Annotated in this window: 19 protein-coding genes; 3 read left to right on the top strand and 16 right to left on the bottom strand. The window is 43.6% G+C overall.

The genetic code is table 11. From position 1 onward, the window contains the following. Positions 1–57: 57 nt before the first annotated feature. The 8 genes from ACOMA8_RS09830 to ACOMA8_RS09795 form a co-directional block, all read right to left on the bottom strand. Positions 58–1,839 carry an ABC transporter ATP-binding protein gene (locus tag ACOMA8_RS09830; protein ID WP_421370362.1) on the bottom strand — a complete coding sequence of 594 codons (1,782 nt, stop codon included), beginning with the start codon at positions 1,837–1,839 and terminating at the stop codon, positions 58–60. Continuing rightward, positions 1,839–3,596 carry an ABC transporter ATP-binding protein gene (locus ACOMA8_RS09825; protein WP_421370360.1) on the bottom strand — a complete coding sequence of 586 codons (1,758 nt, stop codon included), beginning with the start codon at positions 3,594–3,596 and terminating at the stop codon, positions 1,839–1,841. The genes ACOMA8_RS09830 and ACOMA8_RS09825 overlap by 1 nt, the downstream gene beginning before the upstream one ends. A gap of 264 nt (positions 3,597–3,860) precedes the next feature. Further along, a complete protein-coding gene (locus tag ACOMA8_RS09820; protein ID WP_161899491.1) occupies positions 3,861–4,094 on the bottom strand; it encodes a YneF family protein in 234 nt (77 codons plus the stop codon). A gap of 148 nt (positions 4,095–4,242) precedes the next feature. Then, positions 4,243–5,040, bottom strand: coding sequence for an ABC transporter permease (locus tag ACOMA8_RS09815; RefSeq protein WP_421370357.1), 798 nt, complete (start codon positions 5,038–5,040; stop codon positions 4,243–4,245). A gap of 1 nt (position 5,041) precedes the next feature. Beyond that, complete coding sequence (locus tag ACOMA8_RS09810; RefSeq protein WP_421370355.1) at positions 5,042–5,953, bottom strand: ABC transporter ATP-binding protein; 912 nt, start codon at positions 5,951–5,953, stop codon at positions 5,042–5,044. Beyond that, entirely contained in the window at positions 5,946–6,698 is a 753-nt protein-coding gene (locus tag ACOMA8_RS09805) for a hypothetical protein (protein ID WP_161899488.1), read from the bottom strand. Before ACOMA8_RS09805 ends, ACOMA8_RS09810 begins: the two co-directional genes overlap by 8 nt. Positions 6,699–6,711: 13 nt before the next feature. Next, positions 6,712–7,407, bottom strand: a complete 696-nt coding sequence (locus tag ACOMA8_RS09800) for an ATP-binding cassette domain-containing protein (protein ID WP_161899487.1) — start codon at positions 7,405–7,407, stop codon at positions 6,712–6,714. After that, positions 7,404–7,769 (bottom strand): GntR family transcriptional regulator, encoded by a 366-nt coding sequence (locus ACOMA8_RS09795; RefSeq protein WP_421370353.1) that lies wholly within the window; start codon positions 7,767–7,769, stop codon positions 7,404–7,406. Before ACOMA8_RS09795 ends, ACOMA8_RS09800 begins: the two co-directional genes overlap by 4 nt. Before the next feature lie 307 nt (positions 7,770–8,076). Here ACOMA8_RS09795 and ndk point away from each other — a divergent pair, with 307 nt between their 5' ends. Then, positions 8,077–8,496: a nucleoside-diphosphate kinase gene (ndk, locus tag ACOMA8_RS09790; RefSeq protein ID WP_421370351.1), complete on the top strand. Its 420-nt coding sequence runs from the start codon at positions 8,077–8,079 to the stop codon at positions 8,494–8,496. Positions 8,497–8,715: 219 nt separating this feature from the next. Here ndk and ACOMA8_RS09785 read toward each other — a convergent pair whose 3' ends face one another. From ACOMA8_RS09785 to tyrS, 3 genes are all read right to left on the bottom strand, one after another. After that, positions 8,716–9,606 (bottom strand): deoxyribonuclease IV, encoded by an 891-nt coding sequence (locus tag ACOMA8_RS09785; protein ID WP_421370349.1) that lies wholly within the window; start codon positions 9,604–9,606, stop codon positions 8,716–8,718. A gap of 82 nt (positions 9,607–9,688) precedes the next feature. Continuing rightward, positions 9,689–10,597 (bottom strand): AEC family transporter, encoded by a 909-nt coding sequence (locus ACOMA8_RS09780; protein ID WP_161899483.1) that lies wholly within the window; start codon positions 10,595–10,597, stop codon positions 9,689–9,691. A gap of 319 nt (positions 10,598–10,916) precedes the next feature. Beyond that, on the bottom strand, positions 10,917–12,179 hold the full coding sequence (gene tyrS, locus ACOMA8_RS09775; protein WP_421370347.1) for a tyrosine--tRNA ligase: 1,263 nt from the start codon (positions 12,177–12,179) through the stop codon (positions 10,917–10,919). A 287-nt stretch (positions 12,180–12,466) separates the two neighbouring features. Between tyrS and ACOMA8_RS09770 the strand changes: the two genes are divergently transcribed. Further along, positions 12,467–15,022 (top strand): transglycosylase domain-containing protein, encoded by a 2,556-nt coding sequence (locus ACOMA8_RS09770; RefSeq protein WP_421370345.1) that lies wholly within the window; start codon positions 12,467–12,469, stop codon positions 15,020–15,022. A gap of 197 nt (positions 15,023–15,219) precedes the next feature. Here the strand turns inward: ACOMA8_RS09770 and ccpA are convergent, their stop codons facing one another. Then, a complete protein-coding gene (gene ccpA, locus ACOMA8_RS09765; protein ID WP_161899480.1) occupies positions 15,220–16,221 on the bottom strand; it encodes a catabolite control protein A in 1,002 nt (333 codons plus the stop codon). Positions 16,222–16,467: 246 nt separating this feature from the next. Here ccpA and ACOMA8_RS09760 point away from each other — a divergent pair, with 246 nt between their 5' ends. Continuing rightward, positions 16,468–17,571: an aminopeptidase P family protein gene (locus tag ACOMA8_RS09760; RefSeq protein WP_421370342.1), complete on the top strand. Its 1,104-nt coding sequence runs from the start codon at positions 16,468–16,470 to the stop codon at positions 17,569–17,571. Between the two features lie 217 nt (positions 17,572–17,788). Here the strand turns inward: ACOMA8_RS09760 and ACOMA8_RS09755 are convergent, their stop codons facing one another. The 4 genes from ACOMA8_RS09755 to ACOMA8_RS09740 all read right to left on the bottom strand — a co-directional run bounded on the left by ACOMA8_RS09755 (position 17,789) and on the right by ACOMA8_RS09740 (position 21,391). Beyond that, entirely contained in the window at positions 17,789–18,445 is a 657-nt protein-coding gene (locus tag ACOMA8_RS09755) for a YtxH domain-containing protein (RefSeq protein WP_421370340.1), read from the bottom strand. A 72-nt stretch (positions 18,446–18,517) separates the two neighbouring features. After that, positions 18,518–18,946: a DUF948 domain-containing protein gene (locus tag ACOMA8_RS09750; RefSeq protein WP_161899477.1), complete on the bottom strand. Its 429-nt coding sequence runs from the start codon at positions 18,944–18,946 to the stop codon at positions 18,518–18,520. A gap of 476 nt (positions 18,947–19,422) precedes the next feature. Further along, positions 19,423–20,340, bottom strand: a complete 918-nt coding sequence (gene galU, locus ACOMA8_RS09745) for a UTP--glucose-1-phosphate uridylyltransferase GalU (protein WP_161899476.1) — start codon at positions 20,338–20,340, stop codon at positions 19,423–19,425. 31 nt (positions 20,341–20,371) lie between these two features. After that, a complete protein-coding gene (locus ACOMA8_RS09740; protein ID WP_421370337.1) occupies positions 20,372–21,391 on the bottom strand; it encodes an NAD(P)H-dependent glycerol-3-phosphate dehydrogenase in 1,020 nt (339 codons plus the stop codon). Positions 21,392–21,405 lie beyond the last annotated feature (14 nt).

Genomic DNA, 21,405 nt, shown 5'->3' with positions numbered 1-21,405 from the left:
TAAGAGCCTGTCGCCTATTTCTTGTTTGATGGTGAGACCTTTACAATCTGCAGTCTGCTAATTTTCTGCTGATTGTAATTTATACATATCGGCATACAGACCGTTTTGCTGCAACAGTTCTTCATGGTTGCCTTGTTCCACAACCCGACCTTTGTCCAAAACCAAAATCGTGTCGGCGTCGCGAATGGTGGACAGACGGTGAGCAATCGCAATCGTGGTTCGGCCTCGACGCATCTTGGCTAACCCTTCTTGGATCAAACCTTCTGTTTCTGTATCGATATTAGCCGTTGCTTCATCTAACACGAGAATCTTGGGATCAGTGACCATCGTCCGGGCAAAAGAAATCAGTTGGCGCTGGCCACTAGAATATCCCGCTCCCCTTTCAATTACTTTCCCATGATACCCCCCAGGTAAACTTTCAATAAATTTGTCGGCTTGAACAAAACGGGCGGCAGCTTGAACTTGTTCGTCAGTAATCGTTTGATTTAGCAAACGGATATTGTCAGAAATATCTCCAAAAAACATGAAGGCATCCTGTAAGACCAACCCCATCTTTTGCCGAAGTTCTTCCAGCGGATAGTCACGGATATCCCGATCATCGATGAGGATCTGGCCTTCCGTAAATTCATAAAAGCGCATCAATACATTGATAATCGAGCTTTTCCCGCTGCCGGTATGACCAACCAGTGCGACGGTTTCACCGGGATGGGCCACAAAGGAGATATCCTTCAAAACGTCTTGCTGTCCATCATAAGAAAAGCTGACATTGCGAAATTCAATCTTCCCTTTTTGAATCACCTGATCAGCTCCAGGATTTTGCTGCGGGGTGTATTCTTTTTCATCCATAATCCGCAGAATTCGGCTGGAAGCTACGATGCCATCTGTGAAGACTGAAAGATAATCCATCATCTGACTCATGGGGTTGAAAAAAGCTTGGACATAAGTGGTAAATGCATAAATTAACCCCACTTCTACTGAGGAATGCAGCGCATCGATTCCGAAAAGAGTCAATGACAGCGCCAATGCGATAGCATACAGAAAATTAATAATCGGTGACAACAACAACGAGTTAGTCTTGATCATGGCAAAGCGAGTCTTCAGATAATCGTCATTAATAGTTTCAAACTCTTCGTTTAAACGAGCTTCTTGGCGAAATTGTTGGATGATTCTCATTCCCGAAATTGACTCATTCAACTTAGTATTCAATTGACTGAGCTTTTCCCGCATCCGGCGATAAATCCGTGAGCTGTATTTTTGATAATACCAGATGACTACCAAGAGAATCGGTAAAAATACGAGGTTTGCCAATGCGATCTTAGCAGAAATCTGAAACATCGCAATAAATGACGAAGCGACTGCAAACACACCCGTCAGTAACATCAAAAAGACATACCAAAATTCATAGAGTGTTTCTGTATCATTGGAGACTCGAGATACGATGGAACCTGCTGGTGTTTGATCAAAATAACGCATCCCCAAAGTATGGAGCTTTTCAAACAATTTCGTCCGCACAAACTGATAGGTTCGCAGCGAAGCCATGGAATACATAAACCACTGGTAAAACCAGATGACTGCCTTCATGACCACACCGAAAAGATACAGCGCCGCAAAAAACCAGATAATTTCAGTGGTTGCTGTTTTAGGAGTCAGGTAATCATCCATAAAGGTCTGGATGATACGCGGCAAAAGCACATTGACTACCGATAACAAGAGGGCAAAGCCAATGGCCCCAAAGAAGGTCTTACGAAAAGGTTTGGCGAATTTGAACATCCGCTTAATAATCACCTTTTGTTCGGAAAAAGGGATTGATTTAGACCAAGCTGATTGATTTTCTTCCATTATTCTGTAGCCCCTCCTTCGATTTTGGCTTCCAACTGCTGTCGTTCCCACATACGGTGATACCAACCACCTAGTGCCAAGAGTTCTTCATGACTTCCTCTTTCAATGATCCGGCCTTCATCCAAAACAACAATCTCTTTGGCATGCATCACAGAGCTTAGCCGATGGGCGGCAATGATGGTCGTCTTATGTTTACGATAGCTCTTTAGCCCTGATAAGATTGCTTCTTCAGTCTTGGCATCCACCGCAGATAGTGCATCATCCAAAATCAGTAATTCAGGATCCACTACCAATGCTCGCGCAATCGAAATTCGCTGCTTTTGTCCACCTGAAAGGGAAACACCCCGCTCACCTACCATGGTGTCGTACCCCTGGGGCAATCCTTTAATGTCCTCATCAATGGCAGCCAAGGCAGCCGCCGCTTCAACTTTTTCTTGTGCCAATTTTGGATCAGCAAAGCGAATATTGTCACGAATGGTCATAGAAAAGAGAAAATGGTCTTGTGGCACATACCCGATTGCCGGCAAAAGCGCGTCCAACGAATAATCTTTGATGTCAACTTCACCAAACGTGATTTTGCCGTTGTAATCGTCGTATTCTCTCATTAAAAGTTTCAAGAGTGTTGTTTTGCCGGCGCCAGTTTTACCAACAATTCCTAACGTTTCTCCTTTAGTCAATACGAATTTAATCTGTGCAAGAGCCTTTTTTTCAGCTGCATCCGGATAAGCAAACGAAGCAATTTCCACATTCAGATCACCCTCAGCAGGAGTAGTGATTGCATCGGCTTTCTCCACAATGTGGGTCTTTTTTTGCAGCAGTTCTGCCACCCGGTCATAGCTTGCATTTCCTCGTTCTAAAACATTAAACAAGCGGCCAATGGCAAACATCGGCCACACCAACATCCCGATATAGCTGATGAAAGAAACCATCTGACCAATCGTGATTGTCCCTTGCATAATGAAACGGCCACCCACAATGATGGTGATGACATAACTGATCCCGATGATCACCGTAATAAACGGATCGAACAAGGCATCTAGAAAGTTAACCCGTCGATTTTTTACGATGGCCTGGTCAATCTTCTTCTGAAAATCTTCCAAGTCTTCTTTTTCTTGTCCAAATGTTTTGATGACTTTGATCCCGGTAATACTTTCTTGCGTTTTGTCGTTGATATCAGAAAACGCCTCTTGGGAATCACGAAAAGCATCGTGCAGCTTGGAGCCTAGAACCCGAGACGTCACTGCCAAAAGGGGCAACGGCAACAGCGCAATCAAAGTCAAGCGCCAATCTACAAACAAAATCATGGCAACAATCGTAGCGCCGCCAGTAATAAATGAATCGGCAAAAGTCAGGATTCCAGCTCCTGCCACATTTTGAATGGCGTTTAAATCATTGGTCGCATGTGCCATCAAATCACCGGTACGATGCTCTTGATAAAAGACGTGATCCATCTTGGTAAAGTGATCAAAGAGTTGTCGCCGGAGATCTTTTTCTAAACGAGCCGCCCCACCCCAGATATTCATCCGCCACACATAGCGAAAAACATACTGGCCTAAAGCCGCCAAGAGTAAAATCACAATCCAAAAGACAATCACCTTCATTTGAATATTATGATCAGCGATTTCATCAATAATGATCCCCACTACTTTTGGTGGGATCAATTGAACCAGAGCCACCAGCACCAAAGCAGTGACTCCAATCAAGTATGCTTTGCGTTCCTTTTTAAAGAACCAGTCCAACTTGCGGAAAATTGACATTTTCAACCTTCTTTCTGATAAGTGCCTTCCCTCTGTTTTCTGATAAGCTTGAATGTTGTCTATTACCAGAGTTTTTAAATAACTCAAGGGAAAAATTTGCTTTCAAATCACAATTGCCTCTTTTGAACACTCGGAGAATCCTTGTTTCCAGTCTGCTTTCTCCAAGATTTAAGGCTGTATTTCGAGGTGATTCTTTCAAGCCACAAAAAAAGACAGCGAGCCGAAAATCAGCCCGCTGGTAACATTGCCTAAGACACTGTCTGCTTACTTTTTCTTATTAGCAGCCTGCTGTCCTTTCATTTGCGCCATCATTTGACGAATCTTTTTCTCAGAAGGCTTTTGCCCCATCGACATCATCATAGAACGCAGCATGTCCTCATTAATGGGAGGATTTTGTTCAAGATAGTTTTGCATATATTTACGGGCCAAAAAGAAACCACCCACAGCACCTAACAACAGTGCGATGACTACCAATAAAACGACTACCGGTGTTTGCATCTCAATTCCTCCTTTCTCTTTGATCTTGCCCAGGCAAAAGCTGCGCAGTCTTCTCAATGAGATATTTTACTAGATATCCCAACAAAAGAAAAGGCGTTTCCCGAAATTCCTCACAATTTCGAAAAGCGCCTACTCTTTTTATTTAAAATCAGCTTAACGCCACATCACGGGCACTGAAAATCCAATTCGCAAAAATATACAGTAACACACCATAGACGCCAATCCCCCCTAAAGACTGCCAAAAATCAAGGGTCAGATAGGCTTCCAGTTTGACACCTGCCAACTGGGGAATCGTTTCTTTAATATTGGCAGTGTTAAAAATATTCCATTTCAGCCAAGGATACTTTTCTTGCCCCATCATCAGCATACTGTTGAGCAGAGGTGCACCAAACAGCATTCCAATACCTAAGCCTACCGACATTGCCTGAGAACGCATTGCAGCCGAGATGAACATCGTAAGCGCCAGATAAAACAGGATTAGAATCAGATTGACACCGGCAGTCACTAAAGCCACTTTCATCGCCGACCAATCACCAAAGCCACCAGCCTTCAAAAAAGGAGACTCAGCTTTCATAAACAAGTTGGCACTTCCCAAACAAGTCACAAACAAGATGCCCGTGCCCAACAAAGCAAACAGCAACGAATTGATGAACTTGGCCGCAAAAATCTGTGTGCGGGAATAAGGGCGAATCAGTAAAAATTTGATGGTGCCGCGAGAAAATTCTTCAGCGATGGAAGACGCGGCAACAATCACCACAAACAAGTTCAGAAATGAAGTCATCTGGGAAAGAGAAGCAAACATCGAGTTGGCACTGGCTTCTCCTGAAGAGATCATGCCCGTCAAAAAGTTTAACCCACCAGTCAATAGAACTAGCATTCCCAACATGATCCAAGTCGAATTCTTTTTACTCAATTTGATCCATTCATTTTTAACAAGTGCTAGCATCTTATAAGCCTCCCTCTTCGGTCCATTCCAAGAAGACATCTTCTAGTGAATTGACCTTTTGATTCAATTGCAATAAGCCAATCTCGTTTTTGACCAACAAAGCGGCAATTTCGCTACGACGATCTTCACTAGTCGTCACAAAAACTTTGTCACCTTCTGTGTGAAGGTTCAAAAATCCTGAGGCTGCCAGCAGTTTTTCAGCAGCTGCATTATCGCTGGTAATCAGCTCAATTACATTACCAGAACCGTTTTTAATTTCAGCCATGGAGACTCGGTGAGTAACTTCACCTTTTTGCAAGATGACGAGATGGTCGGCGATTTGCTCGATATCACTCAGCTGATGACTGGAAACCAACACAGAGATCCCCTGGTCTCGTAGGGCTAACATCATCTCCCGAAATTCCCGCATTCCTTTTGGATCGAGACCGTTCATAGGCTCATCAAGGACTAATAACGCTGGTTTATGCAGCAGCGCTTGAGCCACTCCTAAGCGTTGACGCATCCCCAATGAATACGTCTTGACCTTCTGATCAATATTGTTTTCTAAATGCACGGCCTTGACCACGTCATCAACCTCTTTTTTAGAAATCTCTTTGCGGGCCATCCGCACATATTGCATCAGGTTATCATATCCAGACATGTAGTTGTAAAACTCGGGATTCTCGATGATGGCGCCGACTTGCGCGATTGCTTTCTTATAATCTTTAGATAAGGAAATACCGTTGATCATGATATTTCCCTGATCCAGCTGCATCAAAGAAACGATAACTCGAATCAGAGTTGTTTTCCCAGCACCATTTGGTCCCAACAGCCCTACGATTTGTCCTTTTTCAACTGTAAATGCAACATTTTTGATGATCATCTTCTTACCGATTCGTTTCCAGATATTCGACAATTCCAATACGTTAGACATGTTCATTCCTTCTTTCTGCCTCAGCAAAGTGTTTCAAAACATAAATTCCTAAGGCGATCTCAACTCCTAATCCCACTAACACTGCCAGCAGTGCAAAAGGTCCTCTCCCCACTAAGGAATAAAAGAACGTCTGGCTAACATCCTTGAAAATTACTCCGTCCATGAGTTCTCCTAAATGACTGATACCCGCATCAGCAAACATCAACGCAATAAAAATGATGATTCCCATCAATGGTCGAAGCTTGGAAAAGAAATTTTGGGCAATCGTCATCGTAAGCAATCCGGCAGCCTGCCAAATAACAGAAAAAGAGACAGAAAAAACAAAGACAGTCCGAATAATATCAAAGAAATCTCCCATTCCCGGCCAGGTTATTTCTGTTAAAACAGAGTTGGCAATTCCCAACCAGCTAAGTGCCAAAAAGGCAAAATACAGCACCTGGTTGAAAACAGCAAAGCCCATCACAGAAAAGTACAATTTCGTCGAAGAGACCGGCAATAGCCGATAGCGGGGATTTTGCCAAACCTTCATAGCAGAGATATTCTCCATCACAGAAAAAAAGAACATAAAAACCAATAGAAAGCCTAGAAAAGCTGTCGCTGATACGGTGATTTCCTTTTGCGAATCTCCTAGAAAAACAACTAACCGATACGCCAAAATCGTTTCTGCAATCACGATAATTGGAAAACCAATCAGATATTGTTTCAAGTGCTCGTGAAAAAGCTGGCGAAAAATTTTAAATCCCATCACACGTTCCCTCCTACTTTGTCAATACCCGGCGATAAATACCTTCTAAGCCGGTTTGCTGCTTCTCCCGCACCGTTTCCAAATCTGCTTGCAGAGCAATCTGACCATCTTTTAAAATCATCACTTCATCAGTAATATTCTCGATTTCAGTGATTTGATGGGTGGTAATTAATAGCAGACTGTCCTCTTCAAACCAGCGGAGCATTGATTCAATGATTTTTTCCCGCGCCATTAAATCAATCCCACTGAGCGGTTCATCCAGTAGATAAACCTTTGCTTTGCGACTCAAAGTAGCCACCAATGCCAGCTTTTCACGATTCCCCCGTGATAACCCTTTTAACTTGTCGGTGGGTTCCAAATTCATAAAACCTAATAATTGCTGGGCCTTACCGATATCAAAATTATCATAAAAATCGGCATAAAAATTTAGTACCTGTTGAATTTGAGAGTCGCTCGCAAAATCGTCAGGATTTGCCAAATAAGAAACCGTTTCTTTGGTCTTGGGACCTACTGGAATCCCATCGATGTGAATGGAACCTTTCCAATTCAGCGCCAAGCCTCCTAAAAGACGCATGATGGTGGTTTTCCCGGAACCATTTTCTCCCAATAGCGCCACAATCTTCCCCCCTTCAAGGGAAAAGTCCAGGTTTTCAATAATTGTCGTTTGCCCCTTGCGATAAGAAACATTCTTTACCTCAATCAAACTCATTGGTACTCCTCCTTTAAAAATGCTGCCGTTTTTTCCAGCGCTTCTTGTGCCGGAATACCGATCCCCTGCATTTTTTGCAAAAAATCTTCTATGATTTGGCGGGTCCGATCTGCACCCAACTGCGCCAATACCTCTTCATCAGCGGTCACAAAACGCCCACGCCCTCTTTGGGTATAGAGGATTTCTTCTCGCTCTAACTCTTGTAAAGCTCGCTGGACAGTATTTGGATTGGTGGACAGTTGAATAGCCATTTCTCTGACGGCAGGTACTTTTTCTCCCGGCAGCAATTCCTTAGAGACGATTTGTTGGATGATCAGGTCCATGATTTGGATGTAGATGGGCCGCTCATCTGAAAATTCCATCTGTCTACCTCCTTTTTCTACTAATAATGTGCCGTTTCTATCCTTTTAAGGAAAACGCCACGTTTGACGTCAGTCTTCCAGGTTTTAAATGTGACATGCAGCTGTGTTCTAGTTGAATAATACACACGTACATACATTTTGTCAATCTTCTTATGCTGACTATGCTTATTAGAATAATAGTACTCCCGTTATCAAAATATTTTTTATCTTACCTAATTTTTATTTAGTTTTATATCTTGTATACGTTTTCAACTAAAGGTAAACGTGCTATTATAAACATACAGGATACATGAAAGGGTGTTGTGTTATGGAACAAACATTAGTTATCATCAAGCCGGATGGTATTCGGAGAAAATTAGCTGGTCGTATTATTCAGCGTTTCGAAGATCGGCAACTGACCATCAAAGGACTGCAAGTAGCCATGATGGACCGAGAGTTGGCCAAAATTCACTATGATCACTTGAAAGATAAACCATTTTTTAACGAGATTTTAGATTATATGACTTCTGGTCCCGTAATCTATATGGTGTTAGAGGCGGAAAATGCCGTAGAACTAGTCCGGGGGATGGTTGGTTTTACGGATGGGCTGAAAGCCGCACCGGGAACGATTCGCGGCGACTTTGCGATTAATAAAGATGAAAATGTCATTCACGCTTCTGACTGCAGAGAGGCTGCCCAAACAGAGATTGCACGTTTTTTCGGCGTAAGCTTGAATCCAGTAGCCTAAAGCGATTTCAAAGCAGAAATCAAACTGTTTGCTGACAGGTCTTTCGCTAGCCTTTCAACTGATTCCGTAAAAGCATTCATACTAACATTATGGTTCTTTTCTAAAAAACAAAAAAGTAGCAGGTAGTCAGCCTCCTTTGCTTGACTACCTGCTACTTTTCTATTTAATTCTATTGAGAACTTGATTGAGAACTTGCATTTTCTATTTTGAATCGAATGACTAAGCCATGATTTTCTCTAAGAGCTCTGGATCAAAGACTTGTTTTTTTAGCATTGCGATTTCAAATCCATAAGGTGCTTTCTTATCCTTTTTGTCTTCTCCCACATAAGGAGTTTCCAGGATTTTCGGCAGCTTTTCTAATTGTGGATGATGAACCACCTTGTTTAGTGCCTCAAAGCCAATGGTGCCAAAACCGATATTGGCGTGACGGTCTTTGTGAGCGCCTTGAGGGTTTTTAGAATCGTTGACATGGACCACTTTCAGTCGTTCTAAGCCAATCACTTTATCGAAGGTATTCAATACACCATCGAAATCCTCTTTAATATTATAGCCGGCATCGTTGGTGTGGCATGTATCCAGTGTAACCGACAATTTTTCATTCAATGTAACCCCATCGATGATTGCAGCTAATTCTTCAAACGTTCGACCCACTTCAGTTCCTTTGCCGGCCATCGTCTCCAGCGCAATTTGGGGAATCTGGTCTTTTTCCAGCACTTCATTCAAGCCTTTAATAATTTGCTTGATACCCGCCTCGGCACCGGCCCCCACATGAGCCCCTGGATGCAGAGTAATCTGTTTTGCCCCTAATGCCTGGGCTCGCCGAATCTCTTCTCGTAAAAACTCGACAGCAAAGCCAAAGTTTTCCGTTTTAATCGTGTTACCTAAATTGATGATGTAAGGAGCGTGAACGACAATATTGGAAAGCCCGTGCCCCTCCATAAATTGTTGGCCGCTGGCAATATTCAATTCTTCAATCGGTTTCCTGCGGGTATTCTGTGGTGCTCCCGTGTAAATCATAAAAGTCGAAGCGCCATAACCGGCCGCTTCCTCTGCTGCTCCCAGCAACATCTTTTTTCCACTCATAGAAACATGGGATCCCAATAATAGCATAATTACTTGCTCCTTTTTATAGTTTTAATTGTTAACATTCCAATAATCTGAAAATGATTTCTCCGCCACTTGATGGTCTTTTTTAAATTCCAAAAGCCGTCACAATAGTGGTCATAAACACCAAGCTCAACAAAAAACTGACAGATGAACAAAAACCAGCAACTTCTTCTTTGACTCCGGCCGCAACCGAATGAATCACACTGAAAAGCGGCACCGGCGTGACTGCCAGCAGACACAAAATCATTTTCACAGTTTGCGAAATCGGCAATGACAAGATGACCAATAACAAGCCACCGCCAATACTGTACCGCAGTCCCAGCGCTTTAACCACGATTCCTAAAGACTGCCGCGGTAAACGGAGTTCCAGATACAGGCCAATCATGAACATGGATAAAAACGTGTTGGCAGCGGCAACTGGGCTCAATACGCTGATGATTTGTGAGGGGAGTTCTACCTGTAACAGGCGAATTACCAGCATCACCACATAACAAGTAAATGGTGGTGTACTCACAAGTTTTTGTAAAATACGGCGGATACTGACCTTTTCGTTGCGCCCTGTCAAAGCGTCAATCGCCACCGTCGTGCCACCTGCCAGCATGATGGAATTGCCAATGTCAAAAATCGACAAGACCGGAATACCGGCACTAAAAAAGCTCTGGACAAAGGGTAGTGTGAAATTTCCAATATTGAAACCCGAAACCCCGTATAGCAAAAACAATTGGTCTGCCGGTGCTTGCTTAGCGGCAAACAGTTTCCCGATAAGAATCTGGACCAAGGTCACCAGGACAGCCCCTGGTATCAAGAGCAGTAAAAAGCCGGATAACTCCAACCGGGCGAGGTTCACAATGATAACCGCCGGAAGGGTGACATTGACAATAATCTGTGACAAGGTATTCCCATCGGCTTTTGATAAGAGCCCCATTCGTTTGATGAACCAGCCTAAAAAGATGATAACAAATAAAGTCAGCGCGTTGATAATGATATGCCCCATCCTACACTCTCCTGCGTTAATTCTATGAAAAGCACTTTTCCAATATGTAAAAAAAGATCGGACCTTGAGCGGACCGATCCAAAGCCATGAATGAATGATTATGTCAGGCTTTTATTGATTAGTTTTTGAAGCCCCTTTTGAATTTCTGCAACGAGTGGCAAGCTAGCCAATTATTGTTACAAGGCAAGATTTACTTTATCAGCCAGACAATTCAGCAGACAAAAGATAAATTAAGCAGGCCGGCGTAATCGCCGGATCAGCTGTTACCTACTATTTGATAGAACTCGTTAACAGAAAAGAAAGACTCTTAAAGACTGCTTCAAAATTCCAGCAAGAAATATTTTTTCTTACCACGGCGAATCACGGTAAAATGCCCTTCAAGCTTATCGTCGTCAGTCAAGACAGCTTCTAATTCTTGACGTCTGTCGCCATTCACATAGATGGCACCGTTTTGAATATCTTCTCTCGCTTGACGCTTGGAAGGCTCGATACCTGCTGTAATCAGCAATTCTACCAAAGTTAGATCATCCTCAGCCTTGACTTGGTAACTTGGCACACCTTTAAACCCTTGTTTGATTTCTGCTGCTGAAAGATCTTTCACATCACCAGAAAACAAAGCCGCAGAAATGTGCAGGGCTTGTTGGTACGCCGCTTCACCGTGAACCAAAGTGGTTACTTCTTTTGCCAACGCTTTTTGTGCCACACGAGATTCTGGAGCAGCCGCGAATTCTTTTTCGATTGCGGCGATTTCATCCAAGCTCAAGAATGTGAAGTATTTCAGGAATTTAACAGCATCCCGGTCATCTGTATTGATCCAGAATTGGTAAAACTCGTAAGGCGTGGTTTTTTCTGGATCCAACCAAACAGCGTTGCCCTCTGTCTTCCCAAATTTAGTGCCATCTGCTTTAGTAATCAATGGCATAGTCAGTCCAAATCCTTGAACTTCTCGCTCACGTCGCAGCAATTCAATTCCAGACGTGATGTTGCCCCATTGATCAGAGCCACCCAATTGCAACAGACAGCCTTGTGTATCGTATAATTTCAAAAAGTCGTAGGCCTGCAGCAACTGATAAGCAAACTCGGTGTAGGAAATACCAGTTTCAATCCGGCGTTTGACACTTTCTTTTGACATCATGTAATTAATGGTGAAATTTTTGCCGACATCCCGTAAGAAATCGATCAGTTTCATTTCCCCCAACCAATCATAATTATTGGCAACAATCGCAGGATTGGTGTCATCATCAAAATCGATAAAGCGAGAAAGTTGATTTTTGATGCTTTGGGACCACTCTTTGACCGTATCCAGCGTATTCAACTGACGCTCTTGATCTTTAAAGGAAGGATCCCCAATCATTCCCGTACCGCCGCCCACAAGAGCGATAGGTACATGACCGTTTTGTTGGAAACGTCGCAGCATCAAAATCGGCAGCAAATGACCGATATGCAGACTGTCCGCCGTCGGGTCAAAGCCGATATACAACTTCACAGACTCTTCGTTTAATTGTTTTTCCAGTGCCGCTTCATCGGTGACCTGGTGCACCAGACCGCGACCTTTCAGTTCTTCAAAAAATGCAGAACCCATGGTGTAGCCTCCTTATTCATTGTCAGATGCTCGTAACAGGTGAAACCCGAGCATCCTCTGATCACCAAGGCAAACGCACTTTGCCAAATCTCGGTGATTTTCCTTTTCTTTACCTGTTCATCTTAACTGAATTGCCCTGTAAATAAAAGGGTTACGAAGGGAATTGTTTGCGATTTTATTAGTATTGCGGCAGCGATTTTCTGAGCACTGTCCATTTGAAGTCTTTTTTGCTATAATACAACGGTAATTGTCTTACTTCTGGGCGCAAGGCCGCTCAGTTTTATTCTATGATTGAGGTGAAAAATGTGCCCCAAAGAAAAAAACGCCAACACCACGATGAGCCAGAGGCAAAATCGAAGGGTTGGTTTTATTTTAATGTCACACTGCGAACACTCCACGCGCTGCTCTTGGTAATCATCTCCTTTTTAATCATCGGTGGTGCTCTAGCAGCCGGTATCGGTGCTGGTTACTTTGCTTACCTGGTAGAAGATACCAAGACGCCCACTAAAAAGGAAATGCAGAAAACTCTGGGAGAGTATTCCGAGACATCGAAGTTGGTCTATGCGGACAACAGCAATATCTCAACGATTCGCTCTGACTTAATGCGAACAGCAGTCAAATCAGATAAGATTTCCGACTTGTTGAAGCAAGCCATCATTGATACCGAAGATGAATATTTCAATGAACACAACGGTGTCGTCCCTAAATCCGTCGTGCGGGCCCTCTTATCGGAAGCTACCGGATTTGGCGGTGGTGGCGGTGGTTCGACGTTGACACAGCAGTTGGTAAAACAACAGGTGCTGAGCAATGAAACGACCTTTAAGCGTAAGGCTAACGAAATTCTTTTGGCGATGGAAGTGGAAAAGTATTTCTCCAAAGATGACATCGTCACTATGTACCTGAACGTCTCACCATTTGGGCGGAACAATCGGGGCCAAAATATCGCTGGTGTCCAAGAAGCTGCCAAAGGGATCTTCGGGAAAAATGCGGATGAAGTCAACCTTGCCCAAGCAGCATTTATCGCCGGCTTGCCTCAAAGTCCTATCACGTACAGTCCTTACGACAATACCGGTCAGCTCAAAGAAAATCTTTCTGCCGGCTTGAAGCGTAAAGATTTCGTCCTCTTTAGTATGTACCGCAACCACAGTATTACTAAAAAGGAATACGAAGAAGCAAAAAAATATGACCTGACCAAAGACTTTCTACCTCGCCAAGAACGAGATGCCAACGACCACGGCTATCTTTATTACACGGTTTTGGGTGAGGCACAGGAACTGATGGCAGACAAGCTGCGAAAAGATGACAAGGTTTCCGATAAAGAGTATCAAAAGGAAAAAGTCAAAAAAGAGTATCTCGAAAAAGCCTCTTCAGAATTGGTTTCCGGTGGCTATACGGTCAAATCCACCATCGACAAAACAATCTATAATGCGATGCAGGATGCGGTGGCAGAATACGGTTATATGTTAGACGGTGAAAATACCGGGACAGTGCAAGTGGGCAATATCATGATGGATAATCACACGGGTCGCATCTTGGGCTTTGTTGGTGGTCGGGACTTCAATGATACGCAGCTTAACCACGCCTTTAACATCACACGTCCCGCAGGCTCTTCTATCAAACCGCTATTGGTCTACGGACCGGCGATTGACCAAGGCCTAATCGGTACAGAAACCAAGCTTTCCGACTTTGAAACCACTTGGCAAAATGGCGAAGACAAAGGAAAACCCATCGTCAATGCCACCAATACCGGTTCTAACACCTTCCAGTCCGTCAGAGAAGCCCTGGTTCAATCCAGCAATATTCCGGCGACCCATGTCTATCGGGATTTCCAGGAAAAAGTCGGAGAGACCGCTGCTTATGACGAATACTTGAAAAAAATGAATTTTGCCGCTAGTGATGACTGGTTCAATGAATCTGCAGCTTTAGGCCCTAACGACGTCTCACCGTTAAATGAGACAAACGGCTTCCAAACACTGGCGAATGGCGGCGTTTATCAAGAAGGCTACATGATTGACTCCATTACCGATAATGCCGGCAATGTTATCTACCAGCACAAAGAAAATCCCGTTCAAGTCTATTCCAAACAAACCGCCTCTATCATGAATGACTTGATGCGCGGCATTGTGGATGCTGGCTATACGACACGGTTTAAAGATTTCGTATCCAGCTTAAATTGGTACTTGGGAGAAGGCGATTGGGTGGGTAAAACCGGTTCTTCTGATGAATACCGCGACTCCTGGCTGATCGTATCAACACCAGCAATCACCATCAGCAGTTGGTCGGGGGTAGAAAATAACACTATCAAAAACGATCGCAATGCTTCGGTCCGAACTGCCAATTATATGGCCTATCTAGTCAATCGCGTCTACATGGCCAATCCAGACGTCTTTGGCATCGATCAGCGATTCCAACTGGCAGACGGCGTCAAATCCTATGAAGTTGCCAAAGCGACTGGCGAACTTCCTGGGAAAGTCACCGTTAATAAAAAAGAACAAACTGTACCTTTAGAAACAGTGAGCTCTCTTTATGCAAAAGGCGAACCAGCTAAAAGTAGTTTTGAGTTTGGTATCGGTGGCACGGCAGCCAACTATCAAGCCTATTGGGAAACGATTTACGGCAAAGAAGAAGAAAAGAAAAAGACAGAAGAAAAAGATAAGAATAAGACTGGAACTTCCAGCTCCAGTTCGGCAGCAAGTGCTGCTGATCAGACGACCCCTTCTTCTGAATCTGCTGACAACAAAGAAGAAACCAAGGACTCCAGCACCTCAGAAGATAATAAAAAAACAGAGACGTCAAAAGACACTGAAAAAAATGAGGACAACAAAGAAACACAAAAAAATTGAGCTATTGAATAGAGCAGCTGCGTAGTGGCTTTGTAGCAATCATTAGCGATCGCTACAAAGCTAGCACTACCAAATGTGGGCCAAAAAAGACGGCGATCTTTCCTAAAAATCATTGGAAAGTCGCCGTCTTTTTGCGCTTAAGCCTTTCAAAAAAGCGTCCCCCACAAATAATCGGGAGACGCTTTTTCTACGACAGCTTATTTAGTTGAGCCTTTTTCATCAATACCATATGGCAAGATGATGCTTTTTTCTTCTACATCTTCTTTATTCATCATTTTTGTCAACAGGCGCATCGATACGGCACCTAAATCATACAAAGGTTGTGTGATTGATGACAACCGTGGACGAGCGACATCTGTCAATAAAGAATTGTTGCTGGTAATGATTTCAAAGTCTTCCGGAATTTTCTTGCCGGCATCAATCAAACCGTCCAAAATTCCGATAGCTAATTCATCATCAGTGACGTAAGCTGCAGTTGCACCACTGTTTAGGATGCGTTCTACCAAACCTAAGCCGTCTTTAAAGCTGTATTTAGCTTCGAAGATCAGTCCTTCATTGTACTCCAAATTATTTTCTTTCAATGCTGCTTTGTACCCTTTCAAGCGGTTTTGACCATTGATTGGATCAATCAGCGCGCCGCTGACAAAAGCGATCTTCTGGTTGCCGTTTTTCGCCAACAAATCAACTGCATCTTTGGTTGCTGCAGTGTAATCAATATTGACAGAGCCAACTTGTTCATCGGGATCGATGGAGCCTGCCAAAACTACTGGTGTCTTAGAACGAGAAAATTCGCCTCGTACTTCATCGGTAATTCGATGGCCCATGAAAATAACGCCATCTACTTGTTTTGCCAACAAGTTGTTCAAGACATTGACTTCCTTTTGGCTGTCGCCGTCAGAGTTGGCTAAAATGATGTTATATTTGTACATGGTGGCAACATCGTCAATCCCCCGCGCCAAAGAAGAGAAGAACATGTTGCTGACATCAGGGATAATCACCCCGACAGTTGTTGTCTTTTTGCTGGCTAGCCCACGAGCCACGGCATTGGGACGGTAATCCAGACGATCAATGACCTCCAGAACCTTTTTACGAGTGGCTGGTTTAACGTTGGGATTCCCATTGACCACCCGCGAAACGGTTGCCATTGAAACGTTGGCTTCCCGTGCAACATCATAGATTGTAATAGTTTGTTTATCCATATTTATGCTCCTTTTTTTCATTTTCAGAAAATCTGATTTACATTTCTAGGTAAGAATATCATGTTATTTCAAAGAATGCAACCGTTTTATTCCCATTTTCATGAAAACTAACTGTTTCTTTCAATTATTCTTTTGATCTTATCATGCTATAATAGAAACGACTTGCAAGACAGCCACCTCGTTTGCCAGCTTACGTTTTTGTTAACAAGCGGGGGGTGATTTATGAATCGGAAAAGAGGATGCTTTATGAATCAAGAAAAAATTTCCCAACTGCGTAGTGCCCTCTCGCAAAACCATGCAGACTTGGCTTACGTCACTGATCCTGGTCACATCGCCTATTTGAGCGGCTATGCCAGCGATCCCCACGAACGGATCCTTGCCTTGTTCATCCCGGTCGATGGTGATCCATTTTTGTTCACACCGGCTTTGGAAGTAGAAGATGCTCAAAACAGCAGCTGGCCTTATGATGTCCTTGGTTACCTGGATAGCGAAAATCCGTGGCAAATGATTCAGTCAGCCATCAATGACCGCTATGGCAAACCAGCTAAGATGGCATTGGAGAAAAATGCCTTAACTGTCGATCGCTTTGAGTTGCTGCAAAAAATGTTCCCCCAATGTGACTTTTCCTTTGATCTGACCCCTACTTTGCAAAAATTGATGCTCATCAAAACCGAGGCAGAAATTCAAACGATGCTTGAAGCCGGTAACTGGGCAGATGTTGCCTTTGAAATCGGATTTGCGGCAGTCAAAGAAGGGGCACAAGAAGCGGAAATCGTCGCTGAAATCGAATATCAATTGAAACGCCGGGGTGTCTCTCATATGAGTTTTGATACGATGGTCTTAGCGGGGACCAACGCTGCCAGTCCCCACGGCGAACCAGGTAAAAATACAGTGAAACCTCATGAATTGGTACTTTTTGACCTTGGTACTATCTGGAATGGCTATTGTAGTGATGCCACCCGTACAGTTGCCTTCAAAGAGCCGACTGCTTTTCAGCGGGAAATCTACGAATTGACTTTAAATGCACAACTGACAGCAGAAAAAGCCGTTCGTCCTGGAGTGACTGCTGCACAATTGGATCAGATTGCTCGTGATGTGATTACTGAAGCTGGCTACGGCGAGTATTTCAATCACCGACTGGGACACGGGATTGGCACCACTGTCCATGAATTTCCTTCGCTAGTCGCCGGTAACGACCTGGTGATTGAAGAAGGCATGTGCTTTTCTTTGGAACCAGGCATCTACATTCCCGGTAAAGTCGGCGTCAGGATCGAAGACTGTGTCTATGTCACTTCAGACGGCTGCGTTCCTTTCACTAAAACTGATAAGCAGCTCATCGTCTTGGATTGATTTTGACTCTAAGATAACTAAGTATAAAAAGATAGTTTCATCGTTTATTTGCATTGTACCTTTGAAGTTTTTAACAGTGAAAATCCCAGTCATCTCCATTGTGTTTAATGGAAATGACTGGGATTTTTGCTTGAGGCTTATATTGATGTTTTTCACTTTGTAGGATGGTGACAGGACGATTATCCCGACCTATTTCCTTTTATCATGGAATTTTTTCTTAGGCATCTCCTTGGTCAGGATTGTTTTCTTCCATGACTTCTTTTAAATCGGCAGCGGCATCTTCAAATGATTCTTTCGCTTCTATCGTGTTTTCAGTCGCAGTATCTTTTAAATCCGCAGCTGCAGCTTGGGTTTCGGCTTTCAGGTCATCGACTACGGGTTTCGCCTCGTCTACAGCATCCGCGGCTGTTTCCTTAAAATCACCCGTTGCATCTTTAACATCAATCACAATGTCTTCCATGCTGTCTTGTACCTCATCTGCCAGATTGGAACCTTCTTCTTTCAGCTCATCTGCTGATTTTTTGAAACGTTGGGACAAGTCGCCAGTCTGCTTTTTCAGGTTTTCCAATAAATCCCCGGAACCTTCGTGGAGATTATCAAAGGAATCTGCCGTTTTATCTTTGATGTTACCCGCCAAATCTTCGGCTTGTTGGCTAAATTTCACAGCTGTGTCTTTGGCAACTTCTGTCAAATCACCGCTCTTTTCTTTGACAACATCGGTATAATCACTGACAGTATCAAAAAAATCATCTGCTCTCGCTGCCAATTTTTCTCGCAATTCTTTTCCTGATTCAGGAGCTAATAACAATGCTGCCGCTGCTGCTGCACTGGCACCGATTACGGCGCCTAATAAAAATCCACCTGTTTTACCCATTTCCTATCCCTCCATATACTTGCTTTTTTAAGGCTGGTAATCTAATTGTAGATCGCCACGCCGGATACTTACTTAACCTTTTTTACTGTTGCGCTCTTTGAAAAATTTCATGGCCGTCTGACCAACTTTTCCGGCAACTGTCGCCTGAGCTGTCGTTTTAGTGACTGCTCCCAGTTTGGAGATTGCCTGTTTTCCGGAGTTGTTTAACTCGGAGACACTTTCACTAAGATCAGCGACTGCCGTAAACAACGGATCAATCGTTGCTACTTTACCATTGACATCATTTAATAGCGCGTTGGTCTTCACCAACAGCCCTTCTACTTCACTTGATAAAACGTCGACATCTTTGGTTACTACGCGAATCGTCGTATTGGCCTCCTCGACTGTTTGTGTAACCTTTGTCACTGTTTTTGATACTTGCATCAGTACTCGAACAAGAAAAACTACCAATACCGCAAATGCCACAGCGGCGATCAACGCCGCGATCTCTCCTCCGCTCATAACTTCGGCTCCCTTCTGCTTCTACATAGTTCAAGAATATCATTACCGTAAATCAATCACAAATAAAATACCCGTAAATCAGGTTTTTAATGACTTTTTCTGCGACATTCCACACTGTTTGTCGTCGCTTCTTTTAGCGACTATCTCACAGGGATCTTTTCTGCCGATTAACTGCCCATTTGAAAAGTCCAACAGACAAAGTATGCGCCCTTGTTTATGAAAGTCTCTCCTCCCCTTGTTTGCCTGCGTGTAAAAAGCAAAAGTAAAAGACAGTCCCAAACATTTGAGAGATTGGTCACGAAAAAGCGGCTATCTTCCATTAGTTTTCAATGGAAAATAGCCGCCTGTTGCGTTACTCAGGTTTAGTCTGACTTACTTTGAATCCGGGCATCAGAAAGATTGCGCCTGCTACTTTGGTTCTGCTCACTTTCTAAGCCTCTGGTTACGACGATTGTTTCAAACTTTGTGACAACGAATCATTTTTCTTTTTTCTCAGTAACAGGTGTTAAGTCCCCGTCCGTTTTTGCCAACTCAAGGCCCAGGTCTTTGATATAACGTCGAAGTTCATCTTTGACTTCAGGATGTTTCAAGCCGTATTCGATACTGGTTTTCATAAATCCAAATTTGTCGCCCACGTCATAACGCGTTCCTTTGAATTCTTGAGCAAATACTCGCTGTGTTTTGTTCAATGTATCGATAGCATCGGTTAATTGAATTTCGTTACCGGCGCCTGGTGCTTGATTTTCCAAAATGTTAAAAATTTCCGGTGTCAGCAAGTAGCGGCCGATGATGGCCAAATCACTGGGTGCCTTTTCTGGCGCAGGTTTTTCGACAAAGTTACGGACGTTAAAAAGGCCCGGTTCCACTTCTGCTTCCGGATCGATGATTCCGTATTTCGATGTTTCTTCATGAGGAACCTTCATCACCGCAATCGTGGACGCATGCGTTTTTTCATAGTCGTTGATTAGTTGTTTGGTCAACGGTATATCATCTTCCATCAAGTCGTCTCCCAGCATCACGACAAAAGGCTCGTTACCTACAAAGGCTTTGGCTTGTAAAACAGCATGGCCAAGACCTCTTGGATGAGACTGGCGAATAAAGTGCAGATTGACATCGGTGGTTTCTTCCACTAATTTCAAAAGATCTGTCTTGCCTTTTTCCTTCAAGTTCGTTTCCAACTCGATGTTGGCATCGAAATGATCTTCAATAGGACGTTTGGCCTTCCCGGTAACAATCAAGATGTCCTCGATGCCAGATTTCAGCGCTTCTTCAACGATGAATTGGATTGTCGGTTTATCGACAATTGGAAGCATCTCTTTAGCCATCGCTTTAGTTGCCGGTAAAAAACGAGTCCCCAGTCCGGCAGCTGGAATTACGGCTTTTTTTACTTTCATAGCTTTACCCCTCCGTTTGTCTTCTGCTTATTTATTCCAAAGAAAATTCGTTTTCCTCTTTGCCATCTCTTAGCATGATATTCTTCGCAGCATCTTTGACATCGTCGCCTTCGTACAAAACACCATAGATTGTTTCTGTAATCGGCATTTCGACATTCAACTGTTGTGCCAGCTCCATGGCAGCTTTAGTGGTAGAAACGCCTTCTACGATCATCCCCATGTTGTCCAGAACTTCTTCTAGCTTGTGACCTTTACCCAAGAGATTGCCCGCCCGCCAGTTACGAGAATGGACACTGGTACACGTTACAATCAGATCACCCACACCGGAAAGACCGATAAAAGTCAACGGATTGGCCCCCATCGCGACACCTAGGCGGCTGATTTCCGCTAAGCCACGGGTCATGATGGCCGCTTTCGCATCGTCACCAAAACCCAAACCAGCGATTGCACCTGCCCCAATTGCGATGATGTTTTTCAATGCAGCACCGGTTTCAACACCGATTACATCATCGTTGGTGTAGATGCGGAAGTAATCATTCATGAACAGATCTTGTACATACTTGGCCGCTGCATCATCTGTACTGGCGGCTGTGATTGTCGTAATGTCGTGTTTTACCACTTCTTCGGCATGACTTGGCCCAGACAATACCACGACTGCTTTGCGTTTATCTGCTGGAATTTCTTCAATCAGAACCTCAGAAATACGTTTATGAGAGTCTTGCTCCAAGCCCTTTGAGGCGTGAATAATGACTGGCGTATTTTTCGCTTTTTGAGCGAATTCTTGTGCGACAACTCGAATGGCTTTAGTCGGTACGACGAACAAAACTGCATCACAATCTGCAATCGCATCTGCGAGCTCTTTATGTGCAGTGATACTTTCAGGGATTTTCACATCCGGCAAATAGTGGCGATTGGTATGATAGGTGTTGATTTCATCAATCTGTGCGGGCAGATTTCCCCAAATACGAACGTCGTGCCCATTTTCAGCTAAAACTTGTGCCAATGCGGTTCCCCAAGAACCAGGGCCTAAAACTGCAATTTTTTGATTCAAAATAGTTCCTCCTT

The organism is Enterococcus infantis (assembly GCF_049166715.1).
Lineage (GTDB): Bacteria > Bacillota > Bacilli > Lactobacillales > Enterococcaceae > Enterococcus_C > Enterococcus_C leclercqii.
The sequence above is the reverse complement of the archived record's forward strand: the minus strand, read 5'-3'. Positions and strand labels throughout refer to the sequence as shown.

Bases quoted from the DNA above. Each gene is read 5' to 3' on its own strand.
- ACOMA8_RS09770 (WP_421370345.1), top strand. From the start codon at position 12,467: ATGATTGAGGTGAAAAATGTGCCCCAAAGAAAAAAACGCCAACACCAC.
- ACOMA8_RS09760 (WP_421370342.1), top strand. From the start codon at position 16,468: ATGAATCAAGAAAAAATTTCCCAACTGCGTAGTGCCCTCTCGCAAAAC.
- ACOMA8_RS09755 (WP_421370340.1), bottom strand. From the start codon at position 18,445: ATGGGTAAAACAGGTGGATTTTTATTAGGCGCCGTAATCGGTGCCAGT.
- tyrS (WP_421370347.1), bottom strand. From the start codon at position 12,179: ATGGGTTCTGCATTTTTTGAAGAACTGAAAGGTCGCGGTCTGGTGCAC.
- ACOMA8_RS09830 (WP_421370362.1), bottom strand. From the start codon at position 1,839: ATGGAAGAAAATCAATCAGCTTGGTCTAAATCAATCCCTTTTTCCGAA.
- ACOMA8_RS09800 (WP_161899487.1), bottom strand. From the start codon at position 7,407: ATGAGTTTGATTGAGGTAAAGAATGTTTCTTATCGCAAGGGGCAAACG.
- ACOMA8_RS09750 (WP_161899477.1), bottom strand. From the start codon at position 18,946: ATGAGCGGAGGAGAGATCGCGGCGTTGATCGCCGCTGTGGCATTTGCG.
- ACOMA8_RS09825 (WP_421370360.1), bottom strand. From the start codon at position 3,596: ATGTCAATTTTCCGCAAGTTGGACTGGTTCTTTAAAAAGGAACGCAAA.
- ACOMA8_RS09820 (WP_161899491.1), bottom strand. From the start codon at position 4,094: ATGCAAACACCGGTAGTCGTTTTATTGGTAGTCATCGCACTGTTGTTA.
- ACOMA8_RS09805 (WP_161899488.1), bottom strand. From the start codon at position 6,698: ATGGGATTTAAAATTTTTCGCCAGCTTTTTCACGAGCACTTGAAACAA.
- ACOMA8_RS09810 (WP_421370355.1), bottom strand. From the start codon at position 5,953: ATGTCTAACGTATTGGAATTGTCGAATATCTGGAAACGAATCGGTAAG.
- galU (WP_161899476.1), bottom strand. From the start codon at position 20,340: ATGAAAGTAAAAAAAGCCGTAATTCCAGCTGCCGGACTGGGGACTCGT.
- ACOMA8_RS09780 (WP_161899483.1), bottom strand. From the start codon at position 10,597: ATGGGGCATATCATTATCAACGCGCTGACTTTATTTGTTATCATCTTT.
- ACOMA8_RS09785 (WP_421370349.1), bottom strand. From the start codon at position 9,606: ATGCTATTATTGGGATCCCATGTTTCTATGAGTGGAAAAAAGATGTTG.
- ACOMA8_RS09795 (WP_421370353.1), bottom strand. From the start codon at position 7,769: ATGGAATTTTCAGATGAGCGGCCCATCTACATCCAAATCATGGACCTG.
- ccpA (WP_161899480.1), bottom strand. From the start codon at position 16,221: ATGGATAAACAAACTATTACAATCTATGATGTTGCACGGGAAGCCAAC.
- ndk (WP_421370351.1), top strand. From the start codon at position 8,077: ATGGAACAAACATTAGTTATCATCAAGCCGGATGGTATTCGGAGAAAA.
- ACOMA8_RS09815 (WP_421370357.1), bottom strand. From the start codon at position 5,040: ATGCTAGCACTTGTTAAAAATGAATGGATCAAATTGAGTAAAAAGAAT.